This window comes from Marinococcus sp. LNHM4E3-1, assembly GCF_056034405.1.
In genome coordinates this window covers 171,416-186,391 of the sequence record NZ_JBQLID010000007.1, presented here as the reverse complement: position 1 = coordinate 186,391, position 14,976 = coordinate 171,416, and the positions used below count along the sequence as shown (strand labels likewise).

The window sequence follows — 14,976 nt, the reverse complement described above, 5'->3', positions numbered from 1 at the left end:
AAAGGTATGAAAAAGCTCCCATTAGAAAAATTGAATATGATTTTCGCATGGATCAATAAACTATTTATATTAAACGTATGCTGGATTGTAGGAATGCTTAGTGGCCTGATAGCATTTGGTATTTTTCCAGCTTCGACTGCAGCACTTGGTGTTTCAAAAGAGCTTTTGAATAGCAGGGAGATAAAGGTAGGGAAAAAATTTATTCAGTTTTACAAGCGGGATTTCATACAGGCAAACATGCTTGGCTTCCTTTGGCTGGGAGGCGCCGTGCTTATTCTTGTTAACTATGCGGCGCTGAATAACGGTTTTTCCGCAAACGCAGTAACAATATTTTTCTACATTGTTATTTTAGTCGTTTACAGTTCACTGACAGTGCATCTGTTTGCTTTACATTCAAGCTTTCAAACGAATTTATTAACTTACTTTAAAAACGCTTTGATTATTGGAATCACAAAAATGCACATTACTGTTGCATTAATAGCAGTTCATTTTGCTTTAATCTACGGGGCGTTAACGATCCCGGCATTTTTCCTCTTTTTCTACGGCAGTCTTTCCTCATTAGCAACTGTATTTATTACGAAAAACCTGTACCAGCGACTGGAAGAAAAAAGTGCACGAGAACAGGAATCTAAGAATTACAGCATATCCAAGGAGCGTACAAAATATGGCGAAAAAACAACCTAAAGCTTCAGTTATTGTCGATAAAGATTTTGTGATTTCTGAGGTGGATGAGCGAATTTACGGCTCGTTCATCGAGCAATTGGGACGGGCTGTATATGGCGGCATTTATGAGCCGGGACATGAAAATGCAGATGAACAGGGCTTTCGCCAGGACGTGCTGCAATTAGTCAGGAATCTGCAGGTTCCCATCGTTCGTTATCCAGGGGGGAACATGGTTTCTGCGTATAATTGGGAAGACGGCGTAGGGCCAAAAAATGAACGGCCGAGACGGCTCGAGCTTGCCTGGAGCACTATAGAAACAAACGAAGTGGGTACAAATGAATTTGCCGACTGGGCGGCAAAAGCCGGCACCGAGGTTATGATGGCTGTAAATCTGGGGACCAGAGGCATCGATGCTGCAAGAAACCTGCTGGAATACTGCAATCATCCCGGAGGCACGTACTATAGTGATCTACGGAAAGCCCACGGCTACGAACAGCCGCACAATATTAAAACGTGGTGCCTTGGCAATGAAATGGACGGGCCCTGGCAGATCGGCGGCAAAACGGCTGACGAATACGGACGTCTCGCTTATGAAACAGCGAAGGCGATGAAAACCGTGGATCCATCGATTGAACTGGTGAGCTGTGGTAGTTCGAATTCCGCTATGCCGACCTTCCCGGAGTGGGAAGCGACGACGCTTTCACACACCTACGAATTTGCCGACTATATTTCACTGCACCAATATTATGGAAACCATGATAACGATACGGCTAATTTTTTAGCAAAATCATTGGATATGGATCAATTCATTCGTACGGTCATCTCTACATGTGATTACATTAAGGCTAAAAAACGAAGCAATAAAACAATTAATCTCAGTTTTGATGAATGGAACGTATGGTTTCATTCGACCGAAGCGGATAAACAGCTGGAGTCGTGGCAGATCGCGCCGCCGCAGCTGGAAGATGTTTATAATTTCGAAGACGCTTTGCTCGTAGCTAACATGGTTCATACGCTGATTAACCATGCTGATCGTGTAAAGATGGCCTGCATGGCGCAGTTGGTAAACGTGATCGCACCGATTATGACGGAAAATCAGGGGAAAGCGTGGAAGCAGACCATTTATTACCCATATTATTATTTGTCGGTCTACGGACGTGGAAAAGCACTGCACCCGATTATTCAATCGGATAAATACGATTCCAGGGAATTTACAGACGTTCCATACTTAGATAGTGCGGTAGTATTGAATGAAGAACGAAATGAGCTGGTGCTTTTTATGACCAACAGGCATCTAGAAGAATCATTATCCATCTCTTATGATCTGCGTTCGTTTGAACAGGCGGAGGTAGTGGAGCATGTCGTGCTCGAGCATGATGATCCGAAAGCGGTGAACACGAAAGATAAGGAAGAGGTAGCACCGCACAACGGTGGCAATGCTGTTCTGGAAGAAAAGCAGATGCAGGCAGAGCTGCCGCGCATGTCCTGGAATATGGTAAGACTGCGTATAAAAAAATAAATTGAAGTGGCCAAAAGGGTTCTTGGATAAATGTCTAAGGACCCTTTTTTAATTCGAAACAAATATTATCCATAACATTCCTTCCATTGTTGACTCCTGATATGATGAAGGAATAAAAAGTAGAAGCTGTTGGTAATTGGAGGAATCAAAGATGAAGGGAAAACAAATAATAACGCCGGTTTCCTTGCTATTGGCAGCAATTATCGCTGGATGTCTGGGGCTCGGCTATGAATTAGGAAAGCCAATTATATCCGCTGGGCTGATAGTAATCTTTATTCTGACGGCTGCCTGGGACACTTCCTGGATAAGCACCCCAAAAAAGTAACCGGATGGTTAGTAATACGAAACGCAAAATGACTTTTCAGGGGGAAGGCATTATGACGTCTACATTTCCGGATAATCCAATACCGCCTCAGGAGTTTGGAAATTCGTTTCTGCGCGGAGATTTTGTTCGCATTTACGAGCAAACTACCAACGATTTTAAGCGGCTTGCTGCCAGCGAAGAATTTCAGAAAATGGCCGCCGGCTTCAATAAAGGGGTAACAGCATATAGTCTTCTGTTTTCATGTCAAATAGATGAACATTTAGTGCAGTACGTTTGGAACGACGACCGGAATGAGCGGGCGCTTGATGTCTACATGGATGATCAATACATCATACACGGATTGGCTATGATTCCCGTAGCTATTGATCCCATTGGCGAAAAGGAGGAATCCAGGCAACAGTATCGCTGGCCGGTAGAGCCGGGGGCAGGATGGACAATCGATGGGGGTGGAAATCATCCTCTGGCTAACGCTCATCACCATCTATCCAACCAACGCTATGCGTATGATCTGGTAATTCAAACTAACGGAAAAACCTATGAAAAATCGCCGGCAAGAAATGAGCACTATGCGGCGTATGGGGAACCAATTTATGCGCCGGCAGAGGGTACTGTAGCTGCGGTTGTGGATGGAATCCCGGACAACGAGCCAGGAGTCATGAATGAAGAGAAGCTGGCGGGTAATGTGGTGGTTATTCATCATGCTCACGAGGAGTACAGCGTTCTGGCCTCACCTGCAGCCCGGTTCGATTCTGGTAGAGGAGGGAGAACGCGTTTCAATAGGACAGCTGATAGGAAAATGCGGTAACTCAGGCAATTCATCAGAGGCCCATCTGCACATGCAGCTGTCGACCCGGGCGGATTTTCTTCAAGGGAAATCTATCCGTATGAGGTTTGAGAACGGCTGCAATTCTATCCGCGGCGAGCAAATCAATGAATGATATTAAAAATGTATTCGTGAGTGATTTGTATTTATATGTACAGAGATATCCAGAGTAAGCAGTCATATTTTATAGTTAAAAAGAATTTGGCTAAAATAGGAGGTGGGCAAATATGAGAGATAAGAAACAGGAAACTCTTGAATATACTTTTGCTCAAATTAATACATATGATCTTATCTTTTTGCTCCCGATGGCCTGGCTGTTTTCATACCTCCCCGTCCATGGTTTATGGAGTATTGTTGTAAATGTCTTCATTATTATTTTTGTTGGTATTGGATTATTTTACGTTACTCATACGCTGGTGGAAGCAGGAAAACGCCGGAACAGAAAATAGTTAATCGTATTTCACTGCGGACGGTCGTTGTTCTCAATGGTTTTTTCTTAATCAAAAGACAACCAGGTGCTATAATGAGTAAGAATAGAATATAACATCGCTCTTCTGTTGCTTGTTTTTCTGGAATTTTTCATAACGAATGCAACGAACCTGGCAAGGGTTCGTTGTTTTCTATAGCTGGGGGTGTTTAATTGAAACAAACGATAAATACCGGGTCAGTCATTGGAGGAATTTTTCTCACGGCTGTAATTTTTTTTAATATCTATTTAATAATTGTTCAAGACTCTTTGATTTCCAATCTATTATCAGCGGTCGCTATTGTTTTACTTCTCATCATTGTTATCCCCTTTTGGGTGCTTATGGTAAAGTATGTTTTTAAATCGTGAATATGAAAGGGCTGTCTCCAGGCGTATAAAGAGACAGTCTTTTGCTTTGTTTATGGTTATTCATTAAATTTTATGTCTTTCACCTCTACTTTATACCACGTGAATTTTCCTTCTTCTAACATCCACGAAACAGTTAATGTTGTAGGAATATCTATCCCATCAATAGTGGAATTCTCTATAACCTCCCCGACGCATTCCAGAAGTTTTGCATTTTTACCACTATCCTTATATCGCAAAGCGCTAATTTTTTCTATATTTCCTTCAGCGTTAAACTGATATGTGGCGGACCCCGAAACGTCGTTATAATCCATAGTGGCTTCGGCGGAAAACTCATCGATCTGCCTCCATTGAATATAAGGGCTGAGCGCAACGGAAGGGTACCAGGGCAGCTCAAGCAAATACCTTTGCAGGGTGGACTGGTTTAATTTTTCATTATCAGCTATGTTTACGATGGGAATAATCGAAGCTATTTTGATTTTCATTTGTCCCTGGCCCTGCGTAAAAAGATCTTTTCCGACTACGTTGATGAAGGGAAGCATTTTTATTTCTGCCTTCCAGAGAAACGCTGGTTCATTGACTGTGATATATTGTTCCGCATTTGATTGATACCACTTTTTCTGTGAAGGCTTCAATTTCATTAATCCCGTTTGTTTTAATCGTACCGACTTTATTTCACGTTTGCCCGCCAGTCCGATATTCATGAGCCATCTCGCTACAGGGAGAGGAAGAGTTTCGATTCTTTGCTGTGTTATCGGCATAGCTTGGTCATTTTCGCTAGTAGCGGAAAGAGAAGCGATTTCTTTATTTGTAAAATAGTGAAAACGCCATTTTTCGAGAATTAATATAATAATGAAAAAAATAATAAAAGAAAGAACTTTCATCAGCTGCACCTCCAGATTACAGGACTCATTTCCTGTGTGTATGGCTATATCAAAAGTATACTGACATTCCGTTCTTCTTAGTGGTAATACCGCTATTCCCTTATAAAACTTTCATCAAAAGACGAACATGAAAAAAGTTTTTAGTTTTTACTTTCTAGAATTTTCTTCAACTTGCATTTGAAAGGGTAAAGTATAATTGAATTATAAAATATTATCCGAAAAGGGGTAGCGATATGGAATATCGGGAGTTTTTAGAAGAAATTGTCGGTATTATCTGGGGCGGGGATGCGGAAAATATTTCCGAAGGTGAAGAAGACTACAAAGCTGCGTATAATGTCAAACTGCTGGATTTAATGAAGGAAGGAAAATCAGAACAGGAAGCGAAAAGCATGGTCATTGCTGAAATTCGGGATGATTACAAAGAATATAATATAGATGAATTTTTAAATGAGACGGCAGAAAAAATTAGAAAGAAAAAACAATAAAGTAACATTTCGCGATAGAATATGTTACGATTTATTATAATGAACGTTCAATAAATAAAAAGGAGGGGCGATTTATGAAAGCGGCATCGAAAAAAGAGGTTATATTGAACACCGCAGAAGATCTTTTTTATCAGAACGGGTTTCATGCTGTCGGGGTCAAAAGTATATTAAATGAAGTCGGAGTGGCGCCGATGACGATGTATTATCATTTTAAGTCTAAAGAAGTGTTGATAATAGAAATATTAAAGCGCAGGGAAATGCGTTATTTCGACTTTATAAAAGAAAAAACGGAGGGAGCAAATAGTTTCACCATATACGCAGGATCACTGATTCAGGCCCATGTGGACTGGATGAAAACGGACGGCTTTAATGGATGTTTGTTTTTAAGAGCAAAGCAGGAATATGAGGGAGTCAACGAAGAGATTACTGCTATGAGTAAGGACCATAAAACCAATTTATTAAATAAAATTGAGCGTGACATCAAGCCTTTTAATAATTCCAAAACGCTAGGAATGAAGCTGTTCATGATACTGGAAGGAATTACGTCCATGGCTCAAATTCTGGAGATGGAAGAAATAGAAAAATCGGCATTCGATTTGGCGGAAAACATGCAGACGGCCCACTAATAAACATGATAAAAGAGCATCGTTATTTGACGGCTCTTATTTTTTCACCGTTTATTGAATGAACGATCAATAAATAAAAAGGGGCGAATAGCTATGAATGCGAATAAATTAATCCTTGCGGGACTGCCGATGATTGCGGTGACCTACGGGCTGTCCCGTTTCAGCTACGGACTGATGCTTCCCTATATTAATGAAGCAATCAATATGACCCAATCCACGAGTGGAATCATTTCTTCTATGTCTTATGTGGCGTACTGTATAGCGATAGTAGCAGCGATGATGTTTTCCGGGAAGGTGACTTCGAGGCTGATGCTGGTGGCAGCGGGACTGTTGTCGATCATTGGCCTTGGCGTTATCTCGGTTTCTTTGACTCCGATCGGGCTTGGGGCAGGGATATTTTTAGCAGGGATGAGTACGGGCCTATCGTCCCCGCCGTATGCCAGTATTGTAAATACGACGGTAGAAGCCAGGGAGCAGAACCAGGCGAATGCGTGGATCAATTCCGGTACAAGCATCGGAACGGCATTCACCGGTGCCATCGCAATTATGATGGTGGACAGCTGGAGGGAGACGTATATGATCTTTATGGTTATCGCCGTAATCGTACTGGCTGCCAACTACAAAGTACTCCCTCACGAGCCGGCAATTGAAAAAAAGAGATCGGCTGGCTTTGTGAAGCAGGAGTGGAAGCAGTCTGTCCCGCTGATCGTGGCCTCGCTGCTTCTGGGCATCTCTTCTGCGGCATACTGGACCTTTTCGAGAGATTTTATCGTAAATTTGGAGGGCGTACCTGGCTACCTCGGAGACTGGCTCTGGGTAATCATCGGTTTGTCAGGTTTATTGGGCGGTACCGCCGGCATCTTTATTAACCGGTTTGGCATTTGGAACGCCTTCAGGCTTTCAGTAGTAACGCTGTCCACTGCGTCTCTGCTTCTCGGCAGCTGGCCCGGCAGTCCCGTGGTTGGTTTTTTGTCCCCGTTTCTGTTTGGGAGTTCGTATGTTTTCATTACCGGGGTCCTAATTGTGTGGGGCGTTTCAGTATTCCGGACGAATCCCTCCATTGGGCTGGGGCTGCCGTTTTTAATGCTTGCCCTGGGGCAGGCGGCAGGATCCATTTTTTCCGGAATCGTCGCTGGTGCGTTTGGTTATCATACACTGTTTCTCGCCGCTTCTGTAGTAGGTTATGCGACGATCATATTCAAATATCAATCGCACTAAAGATGTTCCCGGGCGTGTTACTCTTGAATTTCTTCTTTATATTTCGCCTCGCGCGGCCATATAAAGTACGTAATGGAGATAACTAAATCGATCACTACGATGAGAGACCATAATTTAATCGTGCCGCTCAATGCTTCAGTTCTGTCTGCGTTATTAACGACAAAAATAACTCCCCACAGCATCCCTGTTCCCAGCGCATATGCCAATACGTGTTTGACCCAGTCCTTAAAGTATTTCCGGGAGTAGGCATAGCCGTAGAGCCTGAACGGCTTGTCGCCCTGCCTCATAATATAATACTTGAACCGTTCGTCGGCCCAGCGGATCATCTGCTTTCCAAAAACAATGGATACCGCAATATAAATGGCAGCAATGGCATGAGCCGTGGTAGCTATTGCCCCGCCCATAAGATCCACGGAGGCCGCAGCCAGCAGCACCAGGTCCAGGACGGGAGTTAAGGCGAGAAAGAATAACCCGAGTCTGGGCATTTGAAACACGTAACGAATAATTAACCCGGCGGCAATAACCAACCAGAAGGCTATTTCGATCCCAATAATCAACAGCAGTATGAAATTCATCTATGCTCCTCCTTAAGCCAGGAATAGACTTCTTCGCGAATCAGTTTAATAATATTATTATTATCTATGCGGTCAGGGGTTAACCATTTATGCAGGGCCAGGCCGTCAACGAGGGCGTGAGCACGCATGGTAGTGAGCTCGACAGGCAGGTCCTCCTGCAGCATTTGTTTTTCTTTCAAATACTGTAAGGTTTTTTGAATGAGCATTCGTATCTCATCTCCCATGAAATTCGTTCCTGCTGCATGGATTTCGTACTGGAACGCCATCCATACCTCCATATCCGCATAGCGGTCATCATCCAAAGGGAGGACCGCGAGTATCGCCTGAATGACCCGTTCCTTTTCGGTGACATTTTCCTGCCCGAAAATCTCCTGAATTCTTTGGGCAACTTTATGATTTACTTTTTTCATGACTGCATCGAGCAGCGAGCTGTGGGTAGGATAGTAGTAGCGGATCTGCCCCGGCGTCATGTCAGCGAGCTTTGCGATATTTCTTACCGTCGCGCCTTTCGCCCCGCTGTTCACAATGGACTGCCATGCATATTCAATAATCTGCTCTTTTTTCTTTTCGTGGTCAATGAGTTTTGGCATAGTACACCCCGGTATTTAGAAAGTAATGTAAGTATACCATCTTTTTAATACATGTGTATTAAAAAGAAAAAGAAATTTCTGGAACATTCCGTAAAACAAATATCCCAGACTAAACGAACAGTGGTATAGTGGGCGTATAGAAGTGTTCAAGGCTTAAGAGGCGAAAATAAAAGAGGTGTCCGAATGAAAAGTGAAAAGCAAAAAATGATGAATGGAGAGCTGTTTTTACCGCACGACCCTGAACTTGCATCGGAGCGGCTGCAGGCGAAGCTGCTGCTTGAAGAGTATAACTCCACCAGTGTCCGGGAGAAAGAAAGAAGCAATCAGCTGCTACAGGAAATCGTAGGCACAATGGGGGAAGAAGCCCGGATTAGTGCGCCGTTCTGGTGTGACTATGGTTATAATATTCATCTTGGTGCCCGTTTTTTCGCCAATTTCAACTGCGTTATGCTCGATGAGGCGCCAATTACATTCGGTGACGGAGTGATGCTGGGGCCGGGCGTGCACATATATACCGTAAATCATCCGATGGAGGAAGCCTCCCGCGCGACGCTCCAGGAATACGGAACGCCTGTGACGATCGGACATAATGTGTGGATCGGGGGAGGAGCCATCATTAATCCCGGCGTTCGCATTGAAGACGGCGCAGTTATCGCTTCGGGAGCAGTCGTTACCAAAGACGTTTCTGCCCGTACGCTTGTGGGCGGAAACCCGGCACGTCTTATTAGGCGTTTGGACCAATGAATCTTTCCGGCAATTAGATGATTTTATTTTTACAAGGAGATGATTTTATGAAGCCAAATGTGTCTGTGATTACTATTGGAGTGCAGGATTTACAAAAATCGCTGCGCTTTTATCGTGATGGGCTGGGGTTTCCTACTGAAGGGATTGTAGGGGAGGAGTTCGATCACGGAGCAGTAGCCTTTTTTGATCTGCAGGCAGGGCTGAAGCTTGCCATTTGGAATCGTAAAAATATTGCGCATGAAGCTGGTATAAAGGCCAACCAGCCAAATCCTGCGGAATTCACTCTCGGTCACAACGTGAATAGTAAAGCGGAGGTGGACGAGATTATGGGGAAAGCGGAACGTGCAGGTGCCTTTATCACAGACCCAGCACATGATGCATTCTGGGGAGGGTACTCCGGACATTTCCAGGACCCGGATGGCCATCTGTGGGAAATTGTCTGGAACCCGGCATGGATTGAGGCAGAGTGAGCATTGTTCAGTTAGGCTGCAGCCGGCCTATGTAAAGTTATAACAAAAATCAGCTTGGAGGAATTTGCTGTGAAACGAGCATTGTTTCTGCTTTTAGATGAGTATGCTGACTGGGAAGCCGCTTACCTGTCGGCTACATTGAATGAGGGTAAGGAGTGGGCGGTTAGTACAATTTCTCTGCATGACCAGGTTACATCTATCGGAGGCTTTAAAACAGCGGTGGATTATAAAATCAACCACCATCCGGATTTCGATTTGCTCGTATTAATAGGCGGCAACAAATGGGACGTTGAAAGCGATGATATTTTTAATTTAGTGGACAAAGCGATCACTAAAAATATTCCGGTCGGTGCCATATGCGGAGCGGTAGATTATTTAGCAAGGAATGGATTTTTAAATCATTTCAGCCATACCGGCAATTCGGCTTACTTCTGGCAGGACTACGAAAACTATCATCCGGATGCAGAGTTTATGGAAGAGCAGGCTGTTAAAGATAAAAACCTGGTAACTGCGAATGGCACAGCCCCCATAGAGTTCACTGAACTGGTTTTGCACATGATTAATTTTGCTGCGGCGGAGGAAATTGAAAAGACAATGTATATGTACCGCTACGGCTATTACGAATACACTGAAAAATACGGAAGCCCATTTTTATAAATGGAAATTAAGGAAAAAATACAAAAATAGAAAGTATCCAGAATTGCTAATTTTCAGCGGTTTTTGATTTTTCGATTAGATCTGAAGATATAAGGCGGGTTTACACAGCAATTGCGGCGGGTATCACTTATTTAGCTTTAAACGATAGGTGTCCGGGGCGATCAGTTCTGGATCTCAGCCGCTGTTTAAAAAGGAAGGAGCCCCGCCGTGGATAATCAAAAACCAAGAGTAGGCTTTGTATTTTACGGAGCCCTGGTAATACTGCTTATTATGGCGGTTGTCGGAGTCGCAATTCCACAATCGTTTTTTAACGCAAGCTCTGCAGTAAGATCATTTGTATCGACTCATTTTGGATGGTATTATCTTTTACTTGTGTCAGCATTTGTACTATTATGTGTTTACTTTATTTTCAGCAGGTATGGAAACATTCGTCTTGGGAGGCCGGAGGACCGGCCGGAATACAGCTATCCGACCTGGTTTGCGATGCTGTTCAGCTCGGGGATGGGAGTAGGACTAGTGTTTTGGAGCGGGGCGGAGACAGTATCCCACTACGCAACGAACGCCCCGGAAGCAGAGGTCGGAACGGACCAGGCCCTTGTCGATTCTATGCGCTACATGTTCCTGCACTGGGGAATACACCCTTGGGCTATCTACGGTGTTACCGGCATCTGTTTTGCCTACTTTACATTCCGTCTGGGCGCCCCGGGCATGGTAAGCGCCATGCTCAGCCCGATTATGAACGAAAAAGGCATCGGTGGAAAAGTGGTGGATATTATTGCCCTGATTACTACAGTATCGGGGATTGCTACCGTCCTCGGGCTTGGCGTGACCCAGGTTTCCGGCGGTATGTCCTACTTGTTTGGCACACCGAATAATTACACGATGCAGCTGATTGTTATTGTCGTTATTACTGCAATGTTTTTAGTATCGGCGTATACCGGCTTAAATAAAGGAATTAAATCCTTAAGTAATGCAAACATCTATTTAACAATCATTCTGTTTATTTTAATGCTTTTTATCGGGCCAACGTTATTTTCCATGAATTTGTTCACGAATACACTTGGTACGTATATACAGACGCTTCCGCAAATGAGCTTTCGGATCGCGCCGACATCTGAAAGTACAAGAGAGTGGATTAATGCGTGGACCATCTTCTACTGGGCCTGGTGGATCTCATGGACGCCTTTTATAGGAATATTTATTGCCCGTGTGTCGAGAGGACGCACTCTGAAGGAATTCACTATCGGCGTCATTCTGGTGCCGTCAATTGTCAGCTTTATCTGGTTCTCGCTGTTTGGCGGAGCCACATTGAACGTACAAAGCACCGGCATGGCAGACATTGCTTCGCTGGCTCCTGAAGAAGCGATTTTTGGCGTGTTTGATCAATACCCGCTCAGCACAGTCATGTCCGTCATTGCACTACTGCTAATTGTTTCATTCTTTATTACTTCAGCAGATTCTGCCACCTTTGTGCTTGGTATGCAGACCTCCAACGGAGCAATGAATCCTTCGGCTGTAGTGAAGTTCATCTGGGGACTCATGCTTTCTGCTACAGCGGCCGTGCTGCTGTATTCCGGAGGGATCGATGCGCTGCAGAACGTCATGATTATATCGGCGCTCCCGTTTTCTCTCGTAATGATACTGATGGTGTACTCGCTGTTTAAAGCACTCCGGGAGGAAAAAGATATTGAAACAAAGGGTAAAAGTAAAAATGCTGATAAACCGGATAAAGCTTCCTGAACTGGTTTGGAGAACTCCTGATAAAATTGGGAGTTCTTTTTTTATGGGAAGCTATTTTACAGGTGAAGTCCGAAATCCTTTATTGTCGGTGAGATTCAGCTTTCTGCTGGAGCTACGAGCTCTACTTTAATACGGTCCGGGTCTTCAAAATAGAGGGCGTAGTGATTGTTTCCCCCGGCAAAGGGATGCAGGTCTTCATAAAGAATTGGGATATCCGCTGCTCGCAGCTGCCTGGTCATTTGATCCACATGCGATTTCGACCGGGCATGGAAAGCAATATGGTTCAATCCTGTCCGGCGCCGGTGATAAGAAATGTCCAGAAAACGATCCTCCGTCTGAACAAATACGATGTAGGAGAAATCCAATTTAAAACTGATCCCATCCGGCCATTGCTGAAAGACGTGATAGCCAAGGTCTTCCAGCAGCCACTGCCAAAAGGCCTTCGATTGTTCGAGGTCAGATACATAAAGCTCAATATGATGAATGTGCCCGTTCATCTGAGATCCTCCTTTTATCTGAAGAAAAATAGGAAAAAGTTTTTCTCTCTTTTCCTATTTATTGTAAAAAAGTATCATAGAGAGAAGATAAAGTAAAATGAACATCTGAAAACATCTTTCCCCGGGGAGGAATATACATGAAGTCTTGGAAAAGTTAATCGGGGGAGTGGAGAACAATGCAGAACATCCGTGTGTATCATTATGATGCTTTCAGTGAAATTCCGCATAAAGGGAACCCAGCAGGCGTTGTTTTTGACGGAGACAACGTGACAGAAAAAGAAATGCAGGTGGTGGCGTATCAGGTTGGGTTTAACGAAACGGCCTTTGTATTATCTTCCGAATCAGCAGATATACGTCTGCGCTTTTTTACACCGGGCCACGAAATGAATTTGTGCGGCCACGCTACGATGGCTTCGGCTTATGCATTAAAAAACAAAGGACTGCTTGGTAATAAAGAACGTATCACGGTGGAGACGAATGCTGGAATTATCACCGTCACAATACAAACGTCTGCCCATCAACAGCGCACAATGACAATGACCCAGGCGCCGCCAAAGTTGGAAATGTTTCATAGTTCCCGGGCTTCTCTGGCCGCTTCGATAGGATTACAGGAAAATGATATTCAAGCTGATATGCCTATCGTCTATGGAAATACTGGAACTTGGACGCTGCTGGTGCCGATCGCTAATTTAAAAAGCTTTGAAAAAATGAGACCTGATAATTCAGCATTTCCATCGGTTCTCACAAAAATGCCGAAAGCATCCATTCATCCGTTTTGCCTGGAAACTTATGATAAAGTGGCGGATATGCATGCGAGGCACTTTTCCTCCCCGTACTCGGGAACCGTGGAAGACCCTGTCACAGGAACAGCCTCCGGAGTTATGGGAGCTTATTGGGCGGCGTTTATTGATGAGCATTTTCAATCGCCTCTACAACTTACCGTAGAGCAGGGACAGGAAATGAATAAAGATGGAAGGGTTCACGTGCAGGTCGTAAAACATCAGGATAAGATTGAAGTGAGTATTTCCGGCCATGCAGTGTATGTGACCAGCTTTGATGTGAAAATATAATAGGCAAGCCATTATAAATAAAAAGATAGACGGCAACGCCAATCTCATTTTTCAAGAGTAAAAACAATTATATTTTTTCAATACACTAAAGGTAGTGTGATGATAAAAATCGGAGAAGAAGGTTGAGATTTCTGTGCAGTGATGTTTCATTAATCTATAATATGAAATAAGACGGGAAAAGGAGACTATACGAAGAGATAGCATGAATACAATTACAATAGCAATTCTTTTATTTATTATCGCCGTCGAAAAGTATCAATCGAATGTAAAATACATAAGCTTGAAAATCGGATAAATGAAATGAGAAATTTCATATCAGCAAAAAGGAGATACGAAATGAAGATTATGACAATATGCCATCAGATATTTTGCATTGTAGTTCTTGTATTAGTGGGATTGGATTTTATAGATGTTATTACTATACCCTTCTGGCTTTTTAATGGACTGGTAGCTGTATTACTTATATCGACAATTATTATTTGGATAGACCAGAAAAAAAGAAAAAAAGCGACCATTGAGTCGTGAGACATTTTTATAGTGTGGCTGTATTAGACATTTTCGAGGAGGCAGTTAAACATGAAAAATAAGTATGTGCGATTTCTGGTATATTTTCTTTTTGGTATGATTGTAGGAGTGGTATTACTCTCGCTGGTAAATTAAGAAGGAAATCCTTATGACTTGAATGACAATTTTGTTGATAAAAAGGAGAAGCATATATGGCTATTTTTTACGTCCTGGGCAATATAGCTTCCGCAATATTTCTCTATGACTGGGGCAAAAAAACGAATGAAAATAAGAGTTAAAGGATGGCCGTTAATTAATAAAATATCCCTTCTTTCATTCCTTTATCATTTCATAAATAGCGATTCCTATCCATCCCAGCCCCGTACCTAACCAGATAAAAAATGTTAAAACTGCATAAGCAATGCCTGTAAAAGGATCATCTGGCCTGAGAAAACTATAAATAATAATTCCTATTCCTCCAAATACTAATAAAGCAGTCAAAGCATGAACAAATCTCTCTGTCTTCGGCAATAGATAGCTGAAAAATATGATGGCGCCAATAACAATCAATATCGCAAAAAAGAATCCATACTGCGCTATAAATGTCATGATCTGTCGCCCCCTTATGCTTGTGTTAATGATGTCCTTGCTGTTAATACCTAATTTTACCATCTATTTAAAGGCCCGGTCTTTTTCAAAAGTCCGGGTCTTTAAAATTTTGTTTATACCCCAGCGGCTCTAAAGTATTGCTGAA

General features: G+C 43.1%; 19 protein-coding genes. 14 read left to right on the top strand and 5 right to left on the bottom strand.

The window, feature by feature from the left end; genetic code table 11:
• Nucleotides 1-6 precede the first annotated feature (6 nt).
• The 6 genes from ACTRXI_RS09880 (at nucleotide 7) to ACTRXI_RS09855 (ending at nucleotide 3,779) form a co-directional block, all read left to right on the top strand.
• Entirely contained in the window at nucleotides 7-684 is a 678-nt protein-coding gene (locus ACTRXI_RS09880; protein WP_474262258.1) for a YesL family protein, read from the top strand.
• Entirely contained in the window at nucleotides 665-2,182 is a 1,518-nt protein-coding gene (gene arfA / locus ACTRXI_RS09875) for an arabinosylfuranosidase ArfA (protein WP_474262257.1), read from the top strand. The genes ACTRXI_RS09880 and arfA overlap by 20 nt, the downstream gene beginning before the upstream one ends.
• Before the next feature lie 151 nt (nucleotides 2,183-2,333).
• Complete coding sequence (locus ACTRXI_RS09870) at nucleotides 2,334-2,507, top strand: hypothetical protein (RefSeq protein ID WP_474262256.1); 174 nt, start codon at nucleotides 2,334-2,336, stop codon at nucleotides 2,505-2,507.
• A 52-nt stretch (nucleotides 2,508-2,559) separates the two neighbouring features.
• Complete coding sequence (locus ACTRXI_RS09865) at nucleotides 2,560-3,312, top strand: M23 family metallopeptidase (protein ID WP_474262255.1); 753 nt, start codon at nucleotides 2,560-2,562, stop codon at nucleotides 3,310-3,312.
• Entirely contained in the window at nucleotides 3,206-3,445 is a 240-nt protein-coding gene (locus tag ACTRXI_RS09860) for a M23 family metallopeptidase (protein WP_474262254.1), read from the top strand. The genes ACTRXI_RS09865 and ACTRXI_RS09860 overlap by 107 nt, the downstream gene beginning before the upstream one ends.
• Nucleotides 3,446-3,557: 112 nt before the next feature.
• A complete protein-coding gene (locus ACTRXI_RS09855; RefSeq protein ID WP_474262253.1) occupies nucleotides 3,558-3,779 on the top strand; it encodes a DUF6007 family protein in 222 nt (73 codons plus the stop codon).
• A gap of 442 nt (nucleotides 3,780-4,221) precedes the next feature.
• Here ACTRXI_RS09855 and ACTRXI_RS09850 read toward each other — a convergent pair whose 3' ends face one another.
• Nucleotides 4,222-5,046: a DUF6920 family protein gene (locus tag ACTRXI_RS09850; RefSeq protein ID WP_474262251.1), complete on the bottom strand. Its 825-nt coding sequence runs from the start codon at nucleotides 5,044-5,046 to the stop codon at nucleotides 4,222-4,224.
• A gap of 233 nt (nucleotides 5,047-5,279) precedes the next feature.
• Between ACTRXI_RS09850 and ACTRXI_RS09845 the strand changes: the two genes are divergently transcribed.
• From ACTRXI_RS09845 to ACTRXI_RS09835, 3 genes are all read left to right on the top strand, one after another.
• Nucleotides 5,280-5,531, top strand: coding sequence for a hypothetical protein (locus ACTRXI_RS09845; RefSeq protein WP_474262250.1), 252 nt, complete (start codon nucleotides 5,280-5,282; stop codon nucleotides 5,529-5,531).
• A gap of 74 nt (nucleotides 5,532-5,605) precedes the next feature.
• Complete coding sequence (locus ACTRXI_RS09840; protein ID WP_474262249.1) at nucleotides 5,606-6,157, top strand: TetR/AcrR family transcriptional regulator; 552 nt, start codon at nucleotides 5,606-5,608, stop codon at nucleotides 6,155-6,157.
• Nucleotides 6,158-6,250: 93 nt separating this feature from the next.
• A complete protein-coding gene (locus ACTRXI_RS09835) occupies nucleotides 6,251-7,375 on the top strand; it encodes an MFS transporter (protein ID WP_474262248.1) in 1,125 nt (374 codons plus the stop codon).
• Nucleotides 7,376-7,392: 17 nt separating this feature from the next.
• Here the strand turns inward: ACTRXI_RS09835 and ACTRXI_RS09830 are convergent, their stop codons facing one another.
• Together ACTRXI_RS09830 and ACTRXI_RS09825 are read right to left on the bottom strand one after the other, a co-directional pair.
• On the bottom strand, nucleotides 7,393-7,950 hold the full coding sequence (locus ACTRXI_RS09830; RefSeq protein WP_474262247.1) for a hypothetical protein: 558 nt from the start codon (nucleotides 7,948-7,950) through the stop codon (nucleotides 7,393-7,395).
• The gene (locus ACTRXI_RS09825; RefSeq protein WP_474262246.1) at nucleotides 7,947-8,540 is read right to left on the bottom strand and encodes a TetR/AcrR family transcriptional regulator; all 594 of its coding nucleotides are present in this window, start codon (nucleotides 8,538-8,540) and stop codon (nucleotides 7,947-7,949) included. The genes ACTRXI_RS09830 and ACTRXI_RS09825 overlap by 4 nt, the downstream gene beginning before the upstream one ends.
• A gap of 183 nt (nucleotides 8,541-8,723) precedes the next feature.
• Between ACTRXI_RS09825 and ACTRXI_RS09820 the strand changes: the two genes are divergently transcribed.
• The 4 genes from ACTRXI_RS09820 to ACTRXI_RS09805 all read left to right on the top strand — a co-directional run bounded on the left by ACTRXI_RS09820 (nucleotide 8,724) and on the right by ACTRXI_RS09805 (nucleotide 12,151).
• On the top strand, nucleotides 8,724-9,284 hold the full coding sequence (locus ACTRXI_RS09820; RefSeq protein ID WP_474262245.1) for a sugar O-acetyltransferase: 561 nt from the start codon (nucleotides 8,724-8,726) through the stop codon (nucleotides 9,282-9,284).
• A gap of 47 nt (nucleotides 9,285-9,331) precedes the next feature.
• Nucleotides 9,332-9,754: a VOC family protein gene (locus ACTRXI_RS09815; RefSeq protein ID WP_474262244.1), complete on the top strand. Its 423-nt coding sequence runs from the start codon at nucleotides 9,332-9,334 to the stop codon at nucleotides 9,752-9,754.
• A gap of 69 nt (nucleotides 9,755-9,823) precedes the next feature.
• Nucleotides 9,824-10,411 (top strand): type 1 glutamine amidotransferase family protein, encoded by a 588-nt coding sequence (locus ACTRXI_RS09810; RefSeq protein ID WP_474262243.1) that lies wholly within the window; start codon nucleotides 9,824-9,826, stop codon nucleotides 10,409-10,411.
• Between the two features lie 207 nt (nucleotides 10,412-10,618).
• Nucleotides 10,619-12,151, top strand: a complete 1,533-nt coding sequence (locus ACTRXI_RS09805; protein WP_474262242.1) for a BCCT family transporter — start codon at nucleotides 10,619-10,621, stop codon at nucleotides 12,149-12,151.
• 95 nt (nucleotides 12,152-12,246) lie between these two features.
• On the opposite strand, the gene ACTRXI_RS09800 is transcribed toward ACTRXI_RS09805, so the two are convergent.
• Nucleotides 12,247-12,648, bottom strand: coding sequence for a VOC family protein (locus ACTRXI_RS09800; RefSeq protein WP_474262241.1), 402 nt, complete (start codon nucleotides 12,646-12,648; stop codon nucleotides 12,247-12,249).
• A 176-nt stretch (nucleotides 12,649-12,824) separates the two neighbouring features.
• Between ACTRXI_RS09800 and ACTRXI_RS09795 the strand changes: the two genes are divergently transcribed.
• Nucleotides 12,825-13,718 (top strand): PhzF family phenazine biosynthesis protein, encoded by an 894-nt coding sequence (locus tag ACTRXI_RS09795; protein ID WP_474262240.1) that lies wholly within the window; start codon nucleotides 12,825-12,827, stop codon nucleotides 13,716-13,718.
• A gap of 837 nt (nucleotides 13,719-14,555) precedes the next feature.
• Here the strand turns inward: ACTRXI_RS09795 and ACTRXI_RS09790 are convergent.
• Nucleotides 14,556-14,831: a hypothetical protein gene (locus ACTRXI_RS09790; RefSeq protein ID WP_474262239.1), complete on the bottom strand. Its 276-nt coding sequence runs from the start codon at nucleotides 14,829-14,831 to the stop codon at nucleotides 14,556-14,558.
• Between the last annotated feature and the right edge of the window lie 145 nt (nucleotides 14,832-14,976).

Excerpts from the sequence above, each read along its gene's own strand:
- ACTRXI_RS09880 (WP_474262258.1), top strand. The coding sequence starts at position 7 with ATGAAAAAGCTCCCATTAGAAAAATTGAATATGATTTTCGCATGGATC.
- arfA (WP_474262257.1), top strand. The coding sequence starts at position 665 with ATGGCGAAAAAACAACCTAAAGCTTCAGTTATTGTCGATAAAGATTTT.
- ACTRXI_RS09870 (WP_474262256.1), top strand. The coding sequence starts at position 2,334 with ATGAAGGGAAAACAAATAATAACGCCGGTTTCCTTGCTATTGGCAGCA.
- ACTRXI_RS09865 (WP_474262255.1), top strand. The coding sequence starts at position 2,560 with ATGACGTCTACATTTCCGGATAATCCAATACCGCCTCAGGAGTTTGGA.
- ACTRXI_RS09860 (WP_474262254.1), top strand. The coding sequence starts at position 3,206 with ATGCTCACGAGGAGTACAGCGTTCTGGCCTCACCTGCAGCCCGGTTCG.
- ACTRXI_RS09855 (WP_474262253.1), top strand. The coding sequence starts at position 3,558 with ATGAGAGATAAGAAACAGGAAACTCTTGAATATACTTTTGCTCAAATT.
- ACTRXI_RS09850 (WP_474262251.1), bottom strand. The coding sequence starts at position 5,046 with ATGAAAGTTCTTTCTTTTATTATTTTTTTCATTATTATATTAATTCTC.
- ACTRXI_RS09845 (WP_474262250.1), top strand. The coding sequence starts at position 5,280 with ATGGAATATCGGGAGTTTTTAGAAGAAATTGTCGGTATTATCTGGGGC.
- ACTRXI_RS09840 (WP_474262249.1), top strand. The coding sequence starts at position 5,606 with ATGAAAGCGGCATCGAAAAAAGAGGTTATATTGAACACCGCAGAAGAT.
- ACTRXI_RS09835 (WP_474262248.1), top strand. The coding sequence starts at position 6,251 with ATGAATGCGAATAAATTAATCCTTGCGGGACTGCCGATGATTGCGGTG.
- ACTRXI_RS09830 (WP_474262247.1), bottom strand. The coding sequence starts at position 7,950 with ATGAATTTCATACTGCTGTTGATTATTGGGATCGAAATAGCCTTCTGG.
- ACTRXI_RS09825 (WP_474262246.1), bottom strand. The coding sequence starts at position 8,540 with ATGCCAAAACTCATTGACCACGAAAAGAAAAAAGAGCAGATTATTGAA.
- ACTRXI_RS09820 (WP_474262245.1), top strand. The coding sequence starts at position 8,724 with ATGAAAAGTGAAAAGCAAAAAATGATGAATGGAGAGCTGTTTTTACCG.
- ACTRXI_RS09815 (WP_474262244.1), top strand. The coding sequence starts at position 9,332 with ATGAAGCCAAATGTGTCTGTGATTACTATTGGAGTGCAGGATTTACAA.
- ACTRXI_RS09800 (WP_474262241.1), bottom strand. The coding sequence starts at position 12,648 with ATGAACGGGCACATTCATCATATTGAGCTTTATGTATCTGACCTCGAA.
- ACTRXI_RS09795 (WP_474262240.1), top strand. The coding sequence starts at position 12,825 with ATGCAGAACATCCGTGTGTATCATTATGATGCTTTCAGTGAAATTCCG.
- ACTRXI_RS09790 (WP_474262239.1), bottom strand. The coding sequence starts at position 14,831 with ATGACATTTATAGCGCAGTATGGATTCTTTTTTGCGATATTGATTGTT.